The sequence below is a fragment of the Paenibacillus cymbidii genome, from assembly GCF_004764705.1.
Lineage (GTDB): Bacteria > Bacillota > Bacilli > Paenibacillales > NBRC-103111 > Paenibacillus_AN > Paenibacillus_AN cymbidii.
In genome coordinates, this window is the sequence record NZ_SHLX01000003.1 from 80219 (window position 1) to 98147 (window position 17929).

Genomic DNA, 17929 nt, shown 5'->3' on the forward strand with positions numbered 1-17929 from the left:
AACGCCGGTAAGATCAACGCCTTTTCCCACCCCCATGCTGGGGGCGGCTCTGATCGGGGATGAGGAGCTAAAGGAACTGCAGGACGTCGTAAGGGAACAAAGCCCGTTTCGGCATTACGGAATCGGAAGCCCGCAGAAGGTTAACCTTCTGGAACAAGAGGCGCGTGCAATGCTGGGGGTCAAATATGCGCTGGCCGTGTCAAGCGGAACGGCAGCTTTATCGTGTGCGCTGGCCGCCCTGGAAATCGGTCCGGGCGATGAGGTGATCGTGCCGGCATTCGGATGGTTTTCCGACTATTCGACCGTAGTTTGTACCGGGGCGCTGCCTGTATTCGCCGATATCGACGATACTTTGAATATGGATCCCGATCATTTTGCCGCCTGCATTACCCCGCGTACGAAAGCTGTCATCGTCATTCATTATCAAGGGGCACCCGCACGCATGAACGAGATTATGGCGGTTGCCGGAGCGCATAACATCAAAGTGATCGAGGATTGCGCACAAGCTTTCGGAGGCAGCTATCAAGGCCGGACGCTCGGCACCTTGGGCGATATCGCGATCGTCAGCTTCCAGGGCAATAAAGTCGTGACAAGCGGAGAAGGCGGACTGCTGTACACCAATTCGGAGCTCCTCTTTGTCAAGGCGGTCCGTTATCACGACCTTGGTTTTGTCCGGCCCGTTTTCCTCGGACAACTGGAGGACAAGTCACTTGGAAAGGCCGAAGATGCGTTCGCCGGACTGCAATTCAGAATGAGCGAACTGCAGGCGGCTTTCCTGTTGGCGCAGCTTCGCAAGCTGCCGTTCATTGTAGACAGGTGCCGTACATCGCAGAGGAGAATCAAGCAGAGATTCAAAGACAGCCGATCGATTGTTTTTCGAGATGTGGACGAGGGGGAATGCGGGATCAGTCTGTTCATGATGCTGCCGACTCCCGAAGACGCTGCTGCCTTCGCCGAAGCGCTGGCAATGGAAGGCATTCCGATCGGGCCGTCCTCCTCCTGCACCAATATGCTGGAGCGGACACCGATTACAACCAGGAAAATGTATAAGAGCAGCCTTCCGCCTTTCGGAAAAGGCCACCATGGGGAACATACCGTTTACGATAGCGTCTCCATGTGTCCTGCGGTCAAAGGAATTGTGGCCAAGTACGTCTGCGTAGCAATTGGAGTATTGTATTCCGACGAGGATATCGACGATATCATCGGCGCGATCGCCAAGGTGGAGCAGGGGTTGTTTCAATAGGAAATATGCGATCAGGAAGGTGGGCGGCATGATCCAATTTGATACGAAAGCTTATTTGCGCAATATGTCGCAACGAACGGAACGTGTGTACGATCGGAGGAACGTGGCGGCATTCGGCGGGTTCGAGCAGTGGCAGCGCAGTTTTCGCCAACGCCTGAGCGAATTGCTGGGTCTGGATAAGCTTGGCTGGATGAGCTCGATTGATTGGCCGGCTCCGCGATTGCTGGAGCGAACGGAGGAGCCCGATCATATTCGTGAGAAATGGCACATCGCCGTCGAACCGGAGGTGACCCTGCCGCTTTATTTGTTGTTGCCAAAGGCGGGGAAGCCGCCTTATCCGCTCGTCATCGCGCCCCACGGTCATGAATGCGGCAAGGAAGCGTATGTAGGTCTGTTCGAAAATGAGGAGGAGCGGCAGCGGGCGTTTGCCATCGACCAAACGATCGGCCTGCAGGCAGTCGGTCAAGGCTATGCCGTTATCGCGCCAAATGTTCGCGGATTCCGCGAAATGGCCCGAATCGAGGAATTGTCGGATGCTTACTCGTATCCGATCAGCAATCCGTACACGAGGCGCAATTCCTGTGAAGAGCTGCAGCGCCGATCGCTGTTCTATGGACGCACCTTGACCGGAGACAGGGTCCATGACATGCAGCGAGTCATTGATTTTGCCTCCACGCGCAGTGAAATCGACATGCGGAATATTATAATGACCGGCAATTCAACCGGGGGCACGGTTTCGCTGTTTACGGCAGCTGTCGACGAACGGGTGGGCATCGTCGTACCGTCCTGCAGCTTCTGCAATTTCACCGATACGGCATTGCAGATTTACCACTGTTCCTGCGGCACGATTCCCGGTATGCTGCAATGGGGCGAATATGAGGACATCGCCGGTTTGATTGCACCCCGGCCGCTGCTGATTATCAATGGGGCCAAGGATGATCTGTTCCCGTCCGAGGACGCAAGCCGGGCTTTCGCGGGCGTGCGGGAGATTTACCTCGAGGCGGGCGCGCCGGACCGCTGCGAGCATTTTATCGGCCCGGAAGGGCACCGATTCTATAAAGAAGCGGCTTGGCGTTTCATTCGTCGGCACTTGCCGGTATAAGCGAATGCGGCATAATCGTTCGCAAGAGCAGAAGCTTGTCCATCAGGCGAAGCGGCGCTTGACAAGCGAGGGGGCGAATATGAGCATCATCGGTAGGTATCGCTCGAGGAAATATTTCATCCGAATCCTGCTCTCGATTACGCTGACGGTCGTTGGCTTCTTGACCGCCATTTCCGTGGTCAACTACACCAATTCGAAGCATACGGTGATGGACCTGCAGCAGGAGTCGGCACGCAACGTACTGAATCAGGTCGATTACAATATCAACTATCTCGATCAAATGGTCGACAACTTGACAATATCCACCTTTTCCGATCGGAATATTATTGCACTCATGGAAAACCGGGAGCTGGAAATTCACGAGCTTACCAGCAAGCTGGCCAGCCTGGAGAATATCGTCGCCGCCAATCCTTATATCGATTCGATCATCATCTATAACGAGCTGAATGGGTGCTACTATTCTACATCCGACTCCAACATGGCCTCGTGCGGCAAGACGAATATCGACAACAGCTTGTCCCGATTTTTTGAGACGAGAGAGTCTGTCCCCAAGTTCAAAATGGTTCCGACCGCATACGATGCGGCTACCGGCTCGGTCCGTACCTTCTCGCAATTTATGTACAAATCGCTTGAAGCCTATCGCAAAAACGAAAGTATTCTTATGGTCAACATAAAGCCGGAGTGGTTATTCGACAACATTAGTACGATTAATGAACGCGGGGGCAATATGAACTCCCGGATATACATTGTGAATGCGGAAGGGCAATTTTTCACTTCCGGCGACCAAGGATTGCCGAACGAGGCATTTCAGGCCACGATCTTGCAGCGTATTCACGGATTGGCAGCAGATTACGGTTATTTTATCGAACATTCAGGGCAGGTCGGACAGATCGTTTCATTCAGCCGATCGCAAGCGAACGGGCTAAGCGTCATTAGTATCCAGCCTTACGATAGCGTATTCGGCAAAATTAACAAGATCAAGCAGTTTTCTATCTGGATGCTGATTTTCTTTCTGGTGTGCGCGGTAGCGGTTTCGCTTTGGTTCGCAGTCAAGCTGTACAAACCGGTGCGAAGCCTGCTGGATGCGGTACGTCCCGAAGCCAAGGCCGGCCAGACGGACCCGGTGAAGGACGAATTCCTGTTCATGTCGACCGTTTACCGGCAAACATTGGTGTCATTGAACGAATACAAGGAGAAGCAGCATCAGAGTCAGGATATGATTTATCAATACAAGCTGCGCAAATTTTTTACCGACAGCGGTTCCTTCGAGAGCAGCGATAGGGAATGGCTGTTCGGCCCGACTGACGGTGAATTCGCGGCAGGCGGCAAGCTGTTCATCTTCGTATTGAAAATTGACGACTACAAGTCATTTGTCGAGAAAAGGAAGCAGGCGGAACAAAAGCTGGTGGGGTTTGCCATCACCAATATTTGCGCTGAATTGATCAATCGGGCGCACAAGGGGCATGTCGTCGAAATGCGCAACGATCATTATGCGGCGATTCTGCAAATCGTGGCGTCACCGCGACCGCAAGCGATCGCGCAAGAGCATGAGAACGGTGTCGTTCCGATCGTACAGGAAATGCAGCGCGTTATATGGGACAATTACCGCGTTTCGTTGACGGTTGCGATCAGCGATGGTTACGACGACTGCCTTGCAACGTCAGCGATTTACAAACAAACGGAGGAGCGCGCGCTGTACCGCTTCTTGCTCGGCAAACGTGCGGTGATTACGGCCGCAGACGTCGATAGACTGCAGACGTTAGCGGGGGAGCGGCGTATTTTCCCGCAGGAGACGGAGGGCAAGCTGATCGAGGACATTCGCTCCGGCGACCTGAAGCGGATCGAATCACGGCTCCAATCCTTGTTCGCGCATCTATCGGAAGCCGATTACACATATGCCGTCAACTCGATCCTGCATCTGATGGCCGTCATCAATCAGACGATGCGCGAGATTAACGCTTATTCACATAATCGGCATCAGGCTGGGATCGATATGAAATACTACCAAAGTTTTTTCGAGAAAGATACCTTGGACGAGGTGCTTCAGCAATTTATGGTCATGTTCCGCGACATGCAGCAGCATCGCGCCTCCTTAAAAACGGTCAAGCATGATGCGCGGGTCGAAGCCATCAAGGAAATCGTCGCAGAGCACTACGAAGCCCCCGAGCTTAGTTTGCCGTTTATCGCGACCATGGTCAGAATGACGCCAACCCATACCGGACGATTATTCAAGAAAAACGAGCACGTGTCGCTCGTCGATTATATCCATGAAGTACGTTTGAAACACGCCATCGAGTTGCTGGGGAACGAGGAGCTCAGCGTTGCCGAAATTATGAAAAAGGTCGGCTACATCAACGAAAGTCACTTTTTCAAAATCTTCAAAAAGAAAACCGGCGCTACCCCGAGCGAGTACCGCAAAAGCATCACAATAAACCGCCCATTCTGACAGGTTGACGACAAGAAACGGGTCCAATTGCATAGTCAGGATCGAAATTGAACAGTAGAAAACAGACTTGCATGCTCCTTATAATGGGGGTACCCAAACAGAAGAGAGCAGGAGGCGGAGAGATGCGATGGATCGCACATGAATGGCAGCAGTGGAAACGCAACCGGGAGCTGTTTGCCTTATCGCTTCCGGTTCTTCTATTCAAATTCGTTTTTTCGTATTTGCCGCTGCTCGGTCTCGTCATCGCTTTCAAAAATTTCAACTATGCCAAAGGGTTATGGGGAAGCGACTGGGTCGGATTCAAAAATTTCCAATTTTTCTTTACTTCCAACAATGCGTTCCGGATTACCCGGAACACGATCCTGTACAATATCGGCTTCATTGTGCTTACGACTGTCATTGCTGTATGTTTTGCTATCTTGATGAACGAAATTGCCCGCAGATGGCTGAGAGTTTACCAGACGGCGCTGTTCCTGCCCTACTTCTTGTCCTGGGTTGTCGTCAGCTATGTAATCTTGGCGATTCTTGACCGCGAGCACGGTTTTTTGAATCAGCTGCTCCTTCTCTTCGGCGGAGAGTCGGTCGATTGGTACAGAGACCCGAAATATTGGCCGTTCATTATTATTCTCGTGCACTTATGGAAGGCGGTCGGCTTCTCGACCTTGATCTACTTTGCCGGGATTCTTGGCATAGACCCAAGTTATTATGAAGCAGCGAAAATCGACGGCGCTTCCAAATGGCAGATGGTGCGGAGCGTCACCGTTCCTTTGTTGACGCCATTGATCGTCATCTTGTTCATTGTTGCGGTGGGCAGCATTTTTCGCGCCGATTTTGGCTTGTTTTATTTTGTGCCGAACGACGTCAGTTTTCTGTACCCGGTTACGGATGTCATTGATACATATGTGTATCGTTCGCTTCGTGTTGTCGGCGATCTCGGTATGTCTTCCGCCGTCGGCTTGTACCAGGCCGTCGTCGGTTTCCTGTTGGTCTTCGCGACCAACTCGATCATCAAACGAGTTAATTCAGATCATTCGCTTTGGTAGGAGGGCTTGCTTGACATGAATACTGCAACGCAGAACAACAATCATCACGACAGGCTCTCGGGAGTGCTGATCAATGCCTTTTTTGTCCTATTGTCGCTTGCCGTTGTCATTCCACTGGCGCTTGTCGTCTCGATATCGATTTCCGACGAGCTGCAGCTGCAGAAACACGGGTACCAGTTGATTCCGTACCAGTTCAGCTTCTCGGCCTATTCGATGATTTTGCAAAGTCCGGCGCAATTGCTTAAGGCATACGGGATCACGATATTCGTCACGGTAGCCGGCACGGCGAGCGGATTGCTGTTGACTGCCTTGGGCGCGTATGTCATCTCTCGCAGAGACTACCGCTATGCCAGGGCCACCACCATCTATATTTTGTTTACGATGCTGTTTAACGGGGGACTCGTCCCCTTCTATATATTAGTTACCCAGATCTTGCACATGAAGGATACGATATGGGCGTTGATTGTCCCCTACCTGCTGAACCCCTTCTACATTTTGATCATGAAGGGCTTCCTCGACAAGCTGCCGGGGGAAATATACGAATCGGCAAAGATAGACGGGGCCCGCGAAACGAGGATCTTTTTCACCATCGTGCTGCCGTTGTCCAAACCTGCTCTGGCGACAGTCGGCCTGTTTATCGCCTTCATCTATTGGAACGATTGGTGGCTTGGACTGCTATTTATCGACAAACCCGATCTGGTGCCGCTGCAGCTGCTGCTATACCGGATTATGAGTGCCATTGAATTTTTGACCAATAACTTGAATAGCGTGAATATCGATTTCGACCTCGCATCGTTCCCGAGCTTGTCGGCGCGAATGGCGATGGCGGTGTTGGCTGCCGGACCGATGATGTTTGTGTTCCCTTTCTTCCAAAGGTATTATGTCTCCGGACTGACAGTCGGTTCGGTGAAAAGCTGATGGCTTCAAGAAGGCCGATGGCGTTTTGGCCGGCCTCTTCAATTAGAAGCAGTAAATTTTAGGGAGGTAGTAAACATGAAAAAAAGCGGATTTCGGAAATCGATCCTGTTGGTTTCGGCGTTGGCAATGAGCACATCGCTCGCTGCCTGCAGCAAAACGAACGGCAATTCGGCGGAGAAGGCAACCGGGGCTGCCGCTGCGACGGCGGCTGCGACGGCGGCGCCATCCAATGCGCAGGGCAAAAGCGAATTAAAAGAAGCGGAGCTCGTCTGGTATTACCCGCAGAATGAAATCCCGAAAGATTTGAAAACCGTGCAGGACGAAGTCAACAAAATCACCAAGCAAAAAATCAATGCCACCGTTAAACTGGTTCCTGTAGCATTTGGCGATTATCCGCAAAAGATGAACACCGTCGTCGCTTCCGGAGAAGTGTTCGATATTGCTTGGACGTCCACCTGGAGCTTCGACTACTTGCAGAATGTCAGCAAAGGCGCTTTCATTCCGCTTGACGACATGCTTGCCAAGACGACGCCCAAGCTGAAAAGCGTCATTCCGGATTACGCAATCAACGCTGCGAAGGTCAACGGCAAGCTTTACGGGATTCCCAGCATTCAATATGCCTATTACACCGACGGCTTCTACTTTCAAAAGAGACTGGTAGATAAATATAACATCGACCTGACCGGCATCAATAAACTGGAGGATCTGGAGCCTGTGCTCAGCAAAATCAAGCAGGGCGAGCCGGATCTCATACCGCTTCCAGCCACCCGTGCCGGGTTGCTGCAGTATTTTTACACGGCAAACAATCTTGAGCCGGTTCACCTGGCTGCGGGGATATTCATTGATTATAACGATCCCAAAAAAATTGTGAGCCTTTACTCTACAGCGCAGTACAAAAAAACGTTGGATACTTTGCGCAGCTATTACCAGAAAGGATATATAAACCAGGAAGCTCCAACGTTGAAAAGCATAACCGACATTCGCAAAGCCGGTAAAGAAGCGATTATGACCACTGACGTAATGAAGGAAGGAAAAGAGCAAGAGGTGAAACGGTCCAACGGCGACCTCGATGTCGTCAAACGCGAAGTCTCGAAACCGCGCGTCATGGCATCCGCCGTTACCGCGACGATCAATGCCATCAGCCGGACATCCAAAAATCCCGAGCGCGCACTCATGTTGCTTGAGCTGATGAATACGGATAAAAACTTGTTTAACCTGATCTCTTTCGGCGTTGAGAACAAGCATTATACGAAAATCGGGGACAATACAGTCAAGATTATTCTGGACGGCGGATACAATCCGAATACATCATGGGTTTTCGGTAATGTGTTTAACGGGTATTTGCTGGAAGGTCAGGCTCCGGACACGTGGACGAAAACGGAGAAGCTGAACAACGAGAGCGAAAAATCGCCGATCATGGACTTCAAATTCGATGCGACCTCCGTTTCCTCGGAAATAGCCAATATCGTATCCGTCATCGACGAGTATAAGCCCGGTCTTGAAACCGGGGCCGTGGATATTGATAAAGTGCTGCCGCAATTCCAAGATAAGCTGAAGAATGCCGGCTCGGACAAAGTCGTAGCCGAAGCGCAGAAGCAGCTGGACGCCTACTATAGCGCCAAAAAGTAACGGCAGGCAAAAGACGCCGGCTCGAGACGAATGTCAAGAGCCGGCGTTTTTTTGGCATATAAGAATGGATAAGTTTCGGGGTGGAGACAGGATGTTGCAGGCGTGCTGGCGCCAAGAAGCGTAATTCAGCTTTGGTGACCCGATTGAATGCTCGGCAACCAAAATACCCCATGAAAAATGGCTTATTTGCCCGAGTTGGGGTGGCGCGTCTGCGATAGCCAGTGAAAACACTGGTTATTTGCCGCAGATCGCCTTCCATAAGGCACTTCAAGCAAAATAGCCAGCGATTTTGCTGGCTATTCTGAAGAGGCTGCCCGATTTTGGCGAAATAGGCAAGAAAACATGGCCTATTTTGCAAGGTTTAGTGGGGGGACGGGGGGATGGAGCGTATAATGCAAAGTATCTGCTACATGAAAGGGCAAAAAAAGCAGCCCTTTCAGACTCCAAATCCAATAAGTTACCGCTAAAGCTGGGCCAACTTCTTCGAAGTGCTTCGACAGTAAGCTTTTCATACATTCAGAATTGGATATAATATCCTAATTAATATTTAATTTACATAAAATGTAATGCTGCAACGGCAGTGTCACTGGCTGCAATTTCCGGAACGGACGATAACCAAATGCATTTTTACAAATGTAAACATGCAAAACTGCGACATTTCAGGATTAACCATCAACGGCATCAACATCGAGACCTTAATCAAACAATACTCGCCGGAAGCTTATCAAATGTTCGACAACAAACCCGGTAACAAGCCGTCCCGCTGACGGATACGTTTCGCGAAAACGGCGGACAGCCGTTGCGGCTGCGGGGCGGATCGCCTGTCCGCCTTGCAACTTGGTCCTCTTTTGCATATAATAGCTGGTAGTTGCAACCTTATATGCGCAAAAGCCGCGACGGAGAAAAGTAAGCAGTGCCTCTGCACAGGGAGGAGACGCCGGAGATTGAGAGCGTCTGCCGCAGAACCAGGCTGCCGAAGTTCGCTCCCGAGCTGTCCCTTGAACCTTGATCTGCCTGTCGACTGTCCGGCGCGTCAAGCAAGTAGGGGGTACCGGCGACGAGCCGTTATCCGGAATGAAGCGAAGGCGTTCGATTCGTGCTGCTTATGCTGCGGCCGGACGCGTCTTAATTAGGGTGGTACCGCGGTCTTTCGTCCCTTTTTTCGGGGATGGAAGGCTTTTTTTGTTGGAAAATAACGGATTGGCGGAGGGATGGAGCATGAAGGAACGACTGATGCAACTGCAGCAGGAGGCGCTGCTGGAGCTGGAACAAGCGGCGGGGCTGGAGCAGTTGAACGAACTGCGGGTCAAATACCTCGGCAAAAAAGGGCCGATCACCGAAGTGCTGCGCGGCATGGGAGCGCTGAGCGCGGAGGAGCGGCCGGTCATCGGGCAAGTGGTCAACGACGTGCGCGCGGCGATCGAGACGGTCATCGAAGCGAAGACGGCGGCGTTCCGCCAGGCGGAAACGGACAGCAAGCTGCGGCTGGAAACGATCGACGTGACGCTGCCGGGCCGTCCGCAGGCGCACGGAGCGGTGCATCCGCTGAGCAAGGTGATCGAGGACATCGAGGACATCTTTGTCGGCATGGGCTATACGGTCGAAGAAGGGCCGGAGGTCGAACGCGACTACTACAACTTCGAAGCGCTGAATTTGCCGCAAAATCACCCGGCGCGCGACATGCAGGACTCGTTCTACATCACCGAGGAGCTGCTGATGCGCACGCATACGTCGCCGGTGCAGGTGCGGACGATGGAGCGGATGAAAGGCGCGGTTCCGGTCAAAATCATTTGTCCCGGCAAAGTGTTCCGCCGCGACGACGACGATGCGACACATTCGCACATGTTTACGCAAATCGAAGGGCTCGTCATCGACAAAGGCATTCGCATGAGCGATTTGAAAGGAACGCTGCTGCAGTTCGTGCAGGAGATGTTCGGCAAACAAACGCAAATCCGCCTGCGCCCGAGCTTCTTCCCGTTCACCGAGCCGAGCGCCGAAGTTGACGTCACCTGCTCGAATTGCGGCGGCAGCGGCTGCCGGGTGTGCAAACAAACCGGCTGGCTGGAAATTCTCGGCTCCGGCATGGTGCACCCGCGCGTGCTTGAGATGGCCGGCTACGACCCGAACGTGTACAGCGGTTTTGCGTTTGGCATGGGCGTGGAGCGCATTGCGATGCTGAAATACGATATTGACGACATTCGTCATTTTTACACGAACGATTTGCGGTTCCTGCAGCAGTTCGTGCGCGTGTAGAACGAGGAAAGCGTATGCTTCCGAAGCAAGTTTTTGCTCGCAAGATGCGATTCGGGAAGTATCGCAAAATCTTTGAGGAGGGAACAACCGATGAAAGTATCAACGGCTTGGCTGGCGGATTATGTGAATATAGACGGCAATACGGGCGGCGAATTGGCGGAAAAGCTGACGCGCAGCGGCATTGAGGTCGATGTGGTGGAGAACCGCAACAAAGGCGTCCAGGGCGTTGTCGTCGGCTACGTCAAATCGCGGGAAAAGCACCCCGATGCGGATAAATTGAGCGTATGCGTCGTGGACGCGGGGCAGGGCGAAGATCTGCAAATCGTGTGCGGCGCGCCAAACGTCGCCGCCGGCCAGAAAGTGCCGGTTGCGCTTGTCGGCGCGAAGCTGCCGGACGGGCTTGCGATCAAACGCGCGAAGCTGCGCGGCGTCGAGTCGCAAGGCATGATCTGCTCGGCGAAGGAGCTTGCGGTGAACGACAGGCTGCTGCCGAAGGAGCAGCAGGAAGGCATTCTTGTGCTGCCCGGCGACACCCCGGTCGGGGCGAGTATTCTCGACGTGCTGGCGCTGGCCGATGAAGTGCTGGAGCTCGATTTGACCCCGAATCGTTCGGACTGCCTCAGCATGCTGGGCGCCGCTTACGAAATCGGCGCAATTCTCGGCCGGGCCGTGAAGCTGCCGGGCGCAGGCGACGCTGCAGCGGCAGGCTCGTCGGAAGCCGGCGGCTTCCGCGTGGCGATTGAAGCGGCCGAGCATTGCAGCCAGTACGCGGCCTGCGTGATCGAAGGCGTCAAGGTCGGGGCGAGCCCGCAGTGGCTGCAGAACCGATTGATCGCCGCAGGCGTTCGCCCGATCAGCAATATCGTGGACGTGACCAATTATGTCATGCTGGAATACGGCCAGCCGTTGCACGCTTTTGACGCAGCGGCGCTGGAGGGCGGCATCGTCAGGGTGCGGCTCGCCGCTCCGGGCGAACGCATCGAAACGCTGGACGGCGCGGACCGCGCGCTGGAGCCGCACATGCTCGTCATCGCCGACGCCGCGAAGCCGGTGGCGCTGGCCGGCGTGATGGGCGGCGCCAACTCGGAAGTGACGGCGGGCACGACGCGCATCCTGCTCGAATCGGCGCAATTCGCCGGCAGCACCGTGCGCCGGACATCGCGGCAGCTCGGGCTGCGTTCGGAATCGTCGCTGCGCTTCGAGAAGGAAGTCGATCCGCAGCGCGTGCTGCCGGCGCTTCGCCGGGCGGCGGCGCTGATCGCCGAGCTGGCGGGCGGCCGCATCGTCGGCACGGCTCATGCGCAGGCGGCCGAAGCGGCTCCGGTTGCGATCGCCATTTCGCTGGATCGCGTGAACGGTTACCTCGGCACTCAGCTTTCGATCGACGAAGTGAAGGCGATTTTTGAGCGGCTGCATTTTGAATATGAAGCGGGCGCCGAGTCGTTGACCGTCCGTGTGCCGAGCCGGCGCGGCGACATCACGCGCGACGTCGACCTGATTGAAGAAGTCGCACGTCTGTATGGCTACGACAACATTCCGACGAGCCTGATGAGCGGGGAAACGACGGCCGGCGCCTTGACCAAACGCCAACGCGTGCGCCGCGCGCTGCGCGGACTGCTGTCGCAAAGCGGCGTGCACGAAGCGATTACGTACGCGTTCGGCCATCCGTCACGGCAGGGGCAGTTCGCCGGCTTGTATCCGGATGCGGCTCCCGTGGCGCTGGCGATGCCGATGAGCGAAGATCGCAGCGTGCTGCGCACGAGTCTCGTCCCGCATCTGATCGATGCGGCCGTGTACAACCGCAATCGCAACATCGACGATATCGCCTTGTTCGAAATCGGCAGCGTGTTCGTCACCGAAGAGAAATCGCTGACGAAACAGCCCGAGGAGCGCCTGCTGCTGTCCATGCTGCTGACCGGCAAGCGCCGCGGGGAGCATTGGTCGGGCAAATCGGAGCCGGTCGACTTTTACGATATCAAAGGTTACCTGGAGAAGGCGACGTCCTTCTTCGGCATCGCCGGCGTGACGTACAAGGCGGCGGAGCCGGCCGGTTACCACCCGGGGCGTACGGCGGCGGTTTCGCTCGAAACGGCGGAAGGCAGCGTGCCGCTCGGCTACATTGGCCAGTTGCATCCGCAGCTGCAGGCGGACCACGATTTGGCCGAAACGTATGTGCTGGAAATCGAGCTCGATACGCTGGTGAACTATGTCGACTTCGGCGTTCAGTACCGGGCGCTGCCGCGTTATCCGGCGGTCAGCCGCGACATTGCGGTCGTCGTCGACCGCGCGGTTCCGGTCGGCTCGTTGCGGGCGAAGGCAGCGGAAGCGGCAGGCGAACTGCTGGAGTCGATCGGCGTGTTCGACGTGTACACCGGCGAAAGGCTCGGCGCGGACAAGAAGAGCGTCGCGCTGTCGCTTGTGTACCGCCATGCGGAACGCACGCTGACGGACGAAGACGTAACGCAGGCTCACGGGCTCGTCGTTTCCGCGTTGGAGTCGGCTTTTGCCGCTGAATTGCGCAAATAGGAAGGAATACAGGCCGGTCTTATCGAAGTAGGTAGGCGATACGATAAGACCGGTCTTTTTTGCGCCCGTTTTACGGTTTGCGGGCGGGCCGGGCGAAGGAGGAAATCATCGTGAGCGGGGAAGAAAGAACGAGAATACTCGTCGACATCTATGGCACCCAATACCGGCTGATGTCCAAAAGCACAGTCGGCTACATGAAAATGGTCGCCGCGCACGTCAATGAACAGATGAATCAAATCGGGAAGTCGAATTCCCGTTTGGATACGCCGAAAATTGCCGTGCTGGCGGCCGTGAACATGGCGGACGAATACATGCAGCTGCGCGCCGACCTGGAGCAGCTGCGGGAGAAGGCGGACCATACCGACAAGCTGCTGGGCGAAAATCGCCGGCTGGAGGAACAGCGCGGCAAGCTGGAAGAAGCGGCGGCATTGATGGCCGAACAAAGCCGCGAGCGGCTGGAGGAAGAGCAGCGCCGTTTCCGCGAGTCTCAGGAAGCGTTGCAGTCGCTGCAAGCCGTGCGCGAAGCCGAAATGGCGGAGCTGCGCGAAACGCACAAGGCGGAGCGGGAGCTGTTGAAGGCGGAACGCGAGGCGGAGCTGGCCGAGCTTGCTGCCTCGCACGAAGCCGAGCGGGAGCGCGTTTATACGGAGCGCGAAGCCGAATTTGCGGAGCTGCGCGACGCGCACAAGGCGGAGCGGGAGCGGCTGCAAGCGGAACGCGAGGCCGAACTGACGGAGCTGATGGAGCTGCACGAGGCGGAACTGGAGCGTGTGACGGCGGAGCGCGAAAGCGAACTCGCGAAGCTGCGCGAGGCGCACGCAGCGGAGCTGGAGCGTGCCGCGGCGGAGCGCGAAGGCGCGCTGGAGAAGCTGCGCGAGGCGCACGCAGCGGAGCTGGAGCGTGCCGCGGCGGAGCGCGAAGGCGCGCTGGAGAAGCTGCGCGAGGCGCATGCAGCGGAGCTGGAGCGTGCCGCGGCTGAGCGCGAAGGCGCGCTGGCGAAGCTGCGCGAGGCGCACGCAGCGGAGCTGGAGCGTGCCGCGGCTGAGCGCGAAGGCGAGCTGGCGAAGCTGCGTGAGGCGCACGCAGCGGAGCTGGAGCGTGCCGCGGCGGAGCGCGAAGGCGAGCTGGCGAAGCTGCGTGAGGCGCACGCAGCGGAGCTGGAGCGTGCCGCGGCGGAGCGCGAAGGCGCGCTGGAGAAGCTGCGCGAGGCGCACGGAGCGGAGCTGGAGCGTGCGGCGGCTGAGCGCGAAGGCGAGCTGGCGAAGCTGCATGAGGCGCATGCAGCGGAGCTGGAGCGTGCGGCGGCGGAGCTGAAAGCGAATCAGGAGGAGCGCGAGCTGCTGCAGTTGGAGCTTGAGGAGCTTCGGGAAAAGCATGGGGCGGAGCTTAAGCGCCTGGCGGCGGAACGCGAGGGCGAACTGGCGAAGCAACATGAAGCACATGAAGCGGAGCTGCGGCGTGTGGTGGCTGAGCGCGAAGGCGAGCTGGCGAAGCTGCGCGAGGCGCACGCATCGGAACTGGAGCGTGTGTCAACGGAGCGCGAAGGCGAGTTGGCGAAGCAGCGCGAGGCGCATGAAGCGGAGCTGAAAGCGAATCAGGAGGAGCGCGAGCTGCTGCAGTTGGAGCTTGAAGAATTCCGGGAAACGCATGAGGCGGAGCTTAAGCGCCTGGCAGCGGAACGCGAGGGCGAACTGGCGAAGCAACATGAAGCACATGAAGCGGAGCTTGGGCGTTTGGCGGTGCAGCGTGGAGGCGAGCTGGCGCAATTGCAGGAAGCACACGCAGCGGAACTGAAAGCGAAGCAGGAAGATCGCGAACTGCTTCAGTTGGAGCTTGAGGAGCTGCGCGAGACACACGAAGCGGAGCTTAAGCGAGTAACGGCGGAACGCGAGAGCGAACTGGCGAAGCTGCGCGCGGCGCACGCATCGGAGTTGGAGCGTGTGGCGGCAGAGCGCGAAAGCGAGTTGGCGAAGCAGCGTGCGGCGCATGGAGCGGAGCTGAAAGCGCGTCATGAGGACCGCGAATTGCTCCAGTTGGAATTTGAAGAGCTGCGTGAGACGCACGAGGCGGCGCTGGTACGCCTGACAGCGGAGCGCGAGGACGAACTGGCGAAGCTGCTCGCGGCGCATGCATCGGAGCTGGAGCGCGTGGCGGCGGAGAGCGAAGGCGAGATGGCGAGGCAGCGTGAAGCACATGCAGCAGAGCTGAAAGCGCGTCATGAGGACCGCGAGTTGCTTCAGTTGGAGTTTGAAGAGCTGCGTGAGACGCACGAGGCGGCGCTGCTGCGCTTATCGGCGGAGCGTGAGAGCGAGTTTGCGAAACTGCAGGAAGTGCACCAAACGGAACTGGGACGCGTGACAGCGGAGTTGAGAACGAAGCTGGAGGACCGCGAGCGGCTGCAACTGGAGCTTGCGGAACTGCGTGAAACGCAAGGGGCAGAGCTTAAGCGGCTGGCGGCGGATCGTGAAGGCGAGTTGGCGAAGCTGCGCGCGGCGCACGAAGCGGAGCTGAAAGCGAAGCAGGAGGATCGCGAGCTGCTGCAGTTGGAGCTTGAGGAACTGCGGGAGGCGCGAGAGGCGGAGCTCGGTCGCTTGGCGGCGGAGCGCGAGAGCGAGCTGGCGAAGCTGCGTGAAGCGCATGAAGAGGAGCAGGCGCGCCTGGCGGCGGAGCGCGATAACGAACTGGCCAAGCTGCTGAAAGCGCATGAGGCGGAGTTGCAGGCGCGGCAAGAAGATCGCGAGTTGCTGCAATTGGAGCTTGAGGAGCTGCGCGAAGGCCTGGCCGGGCGCGAAGCGGATCGCAGGCGCGAGCAGGTGAAGCATGAGGCCGAGCTGGCCGAGCTGCGAAGCGCCCACGAAGCGGAGCGCGAACGGCTTAAGAACGAGCGCGAAACGGAAACGCGCGCGCTTGAGGAAGATCGCGAGCTGCTGCAACTGCAGCTTGAGGAGCTGGAAGAAGATACATCTGCGCTGCAATCGGCCTGGGCGACCGAACGAAGCGAATTGCAGCAGGCGACCGAACAACTGCGGCAGCATGCGGAACTGGTTGTCGCCGAGACGATTGCCGCGGCGGCGGGCCGCGAGCAGGAGCTGCGCGAAGACTTCGCGAGGATGGCCAATGCCGCATCGGTGGAAACCGTGCAACGCACGGAACGCCTGCGCGAACAATTCGAAACGGCTGCGCGGGAAGCCGCGTCCGAACGCGATCGCGAGCGGCAATCGCTGGAACGGGAGCTGACGCAAGCGCTGCAAGAGCTGAAGGAGGCGCAAGCGTTGTCCGTCGCGCAGGGACGCGAGCTCGAGGCGCAGCGGCGGGAAGTGGAAGCGCAGCAGCAACGCTGGCAGGACGAGCTCCAGCAATCGCTCGAGGAGCGCGAGGAGCAGCAGCAACGCTTGAAAGAACTGCGGCAGGCGCAGGAAGATTACGAGCGCGAACACAACCGCTTGCGGCTGGAGCGCGAACGGCTGCAGCAGCGGCTGACGGAAGAGCAGAAGCAAGCTTCCGAGTCGCAGCGCGGCTGGGCGGAGGTGCGCGAACAACTGGAATCGCGGTTGCGCGAGGAACAATCGCACGTCGAGACGTTGCAAAGCGACGGCAAGTCGGCTCGCGAAGCGCTGGAGCGCGAGATGGCGGCGCTCCGCGAGGCGGCGTCCGCACGGGCGGCGCAGCAGGAAGCCGCACATGCCGACAGGCTGGCGGCACTCCGCGAGGAAAGCGAACGCGCGCTTGCGGAGCAAGCGGCCATGCAGGAGCGGCTGCAGGAAGCGTCGCAGGAGCGTTCGCAGGCGGAGCAGGAGTCGCTGCGGACCGAGCTTGAGACGCTGCAGGCCGAACGAACGAAGCTGCGCGAAGCGCTGGCGACCGAGCAGCGGGAGCGCGCCGGCTTGGAAGCGCAAGCGACTCAGCTTCGCGAAGCGCTTGAGGCGCAGGCGGCGGCCGCGGCGGTGCCGAGCGGGGAGAGGGACAGCGCCGTCGCTGCGGAACTCGCGCAACTGAAAGAAGAGTACGAGAAGCTGAAAAAAGAATACAACGAGTGGATCGAGCTCGTCATCGAAACGGACGGCCAGTCGGCCAAGTCATGACGGGAAGCTGGAACGGCCTCGATATCGCCGTCGGCGTGATCCTGCTGATCGCCGTCGCGATCGGGTATCGGCGCGGGTTCATCAGCCAGCTTATTTCGCTGCTGGGCCTTGTGATCGCCTACATCGCGGCCTACAAGCTACATCCTTACGTATCGCCCTGGATCAAGACGATCATCCCGCTGCAAACGTTCACCGCATACGAGCATTACGAACCGCTGATTACCAAGCTTCGCCTCGACGTTTATGTCATCAACGCGCTGGCGTTTGCACTCATTTTTTTCGCAGTCAAAATCGGCTTGTCGGTTGTCGGGCGCGTGCTCAACATGATCGCCAAAGTGCCGGGGCTGAACATGACGAACCGGCTCGCAGGAGCCGGTTTGGCCTTGTTGGAGGCGGCAGTCATCGTCGCAATCGGCTTGTACGTGATGAAAATTATGCCCTCCGACGGCATCCAAACCTTGCTGGCCGGCTCCGGCACGATGCCGTTCGTACAGGAGCACGTGCCCGTATGGCTGGACAAGCTGACTCTGTTATGGAACGGCGGCGACATCAATGCCGACCCGGCGTGATCTTCGCGGCTGAAACAGAATAAGCCATCACTTATTGGCTATTTCGCCTAAAATAGCTCGGCGATTCGAAATAACCAGTGAAAACGCTGGCTATTTTGAAGAAACGAACGAATATTAG

General features: G+C 57.1%; 10 protein-coding genes. All 10 read left to right on the top strand.

The window, feature by feature from the left end:
* Window positions 1-34: 34 nt before the first annotated feature.
* The 10 genes from EXY20_RS05745 (at window position 35) to EXY20_RS05790 (ending at window position 17811) form a co-directional block, all read left to right on the top strand.
* A complete protein-coding gene (locus tag EXY20_RS05745; RefSeq protein WP_268966022.1) occupies window positions 35-1243 on the top strand; it encodes a DegT/DnrJ/EryC1/StrS family aminotransferase in 1209 nt (402 codons plus the stop codon).
* Window positions 1244-1271: 28 nt separating this feature from the next.
* The gene (locus EXY20_RS05750) at window positions 1272-2345 is read left to right on the top strand and encodes an alpha/beta hydrolase family protein (protein ID WP_135548605.1); all 1074 of its coding nucleotides are present in this window, start codon (window positions 1272-1274) and stop codon (window positions 2343-2345) included.
* 79 nt (window positions 2346-2424) lie between these two features.
* Complete coding sequence (locus tag EXY20_RS05755; protein ID WP_167859015.1) at window positions 2425-4791, top strand: AraC family transcriptional regulator; 2367 nt, start codon at window positions 2425-2427, stop codon at window positions 4789-4791.
* A gap of 122 nt (window positions 4792-4913) precedes the next feature.
* Window positions 4914-5834 (top strand): ABC transporter permease, encoded by a 921-nt coding sequence (locus tag EXY20_RS05760; protein ID WP_135548609.1) that lies wholly within the window; start codon window positions 4914-4916, stop codon window positions 5832-5834.
* 15 nt (window positions 5835-5849) lie between these two features.
* Window positions 5850-6752, top strand: coding sequence for a carbohydrate ABC transporter permease (locus EXY20_RS05765; RefSeq protein ID WP_135548611.1), 903 nt, complete (start codon window positions 5850-5852; stop codon window positions 6750-6752).
* Window positions 6753-6827: 75 nt separating this feature from the next.
* On the top strand, window positions 6828-8381 hold the full coding sequence (locus tag EXY20_RS05770) for an ABC transporter substrate-binding protein (protein ID WP_135548613.1): 1554 nt from the start codon (window positions 6828-6830) through the stop codon (window positions 8379-8381).
* A gap of 1218 nt (window positions 8382-9599) precedes the next feature.
* The gene (gene pheS, locus EXY20_RS05775) at window positions 9600-10634 is read left to right on the top strand and encodes a phenylalanine--tRNA ligase subunit alpha (protein WP_135548615.1); all 1035 of its coding nucleotides are present in this window, start codon (window positions 9600-9602) and stop codon (window positions 10632-10634) included.
* A 90-nt stretch (window positions 10635-10724) separates the two neighbouring features.
* A complete protein-coding gene (gene pheT, locus EXY20_RS05780; protein ID WP_135548617.1) occupies window positions 10725-13160 on the top strand; it encodes a phenylalanine--tRNA ligase subunit beta in 2436 nt (811 codons plus the stop codon).
* Window positions 13161-13270: 110 nt separating this feature from the next.
* Window positions 13271-17242 carry a hypothetical protein gene (locus EXY20_RS05785; protein ID WP_135548619.1) on the top strand — a complete coding sequence of 1324 codons (3972 nt, stop codon included), beginning with the start codon at window positions 13271-13273 and terminating at the stop codon, window positions 17240-17242.
* Complete coding sequence (locus tag EXY20_RS05790) at window positions 17239-17811, top strand: CvpA family protein (protein WP_135548621.1); 573 nt, start codon at window positions 17239-17241, stop codon at window positions 17809-17811. Before EXY20_RS05785 ends, EXY20_RS05790 begins: the two co-directional genes overlap by 4 nt.
* The last annotated feature ends 118 nt before the right edge of the window (window positions 17812-17929 follow it).